Below are 496 nucleotides of genomic sequence, written 5' to 3'. Positions count from 1 at the left end.
TGTTGACAATGCGTGCAATGGCAGCCGAAGGGCTTTTGATCGAGACCTGCTTTCCGTTGAGCCTGATCTCGCCGGCGTCCGGTTTGTACAGACCGAAGAGCGCGCTCATGAGCGTCGATTTTCCGGCTCCATTCTCACCAACGATGCCGTGGATCGTTCCCGCGCGAATCGCGAAACTGACGTTGTCGTTGGCGAGAAGCGTCCCGAACTTCTTCGTCAGCCCGATGAACTCGATGGCGGGCGGCACTTCCTGCACGATTGCCTCTGGCTTTGTGATCAGCATGCCGCCCACCTCTCGGTCGATACCGCTCCACGTCTCAACGCGGCATCGGCAAGCAGGTCACGCAAGGCGGCCTCGGTCACCGATGCAACCTGCATCTTGTCATGGGGGTCCAGAAGACCGTTCGTCCAGCGGATGGAGCCGACGGAAAAAATCTGGCCGCCGCCGTCATGCCGAAAAAGTACTATGTCTCCTCTAACCATCGCATGCAGTTTG

At 58.7% G+C, this 496-nt stretch carries 2 protein-coding genes; both read right to left on the bottom strand.

All coding sequences use genetic code 11. The features are described from left to right. A partial coding sequence (locus EOA16_RS32425) for an ATP-binding cassette domain-containing protein (protein WP_164754459.1) occupies window positions 1-247 on the bottom strand: 247 nt, incomplete at its 3' end. A gap of 29 nt (window positions 248-276) precedes the next feature. Then, window positions 277-496, bottom strand: a 220-nt coding sequence (locus EOA16_RS32960) for a hypothetical protein (protein ID WP_206517376.1), incomplete at its 5' end; no start/stop codon positions are given.

This window comes from Mesorhizobium sp. M7A.F.Ca.US.008.03.1.1, assembly GCF_003997495.1.
Classification (GTDB): Bacteria; Pseudomonadota; Alphaproteobacteria; order Rhizobiales; family Rhizobiaceae; genus Mesorhizobium.
The sequence above is the reverse complement of the archived record's forward strand: the minus strand, read 5'-3'. Positions and strand labels throughout refer to the sequence as shown.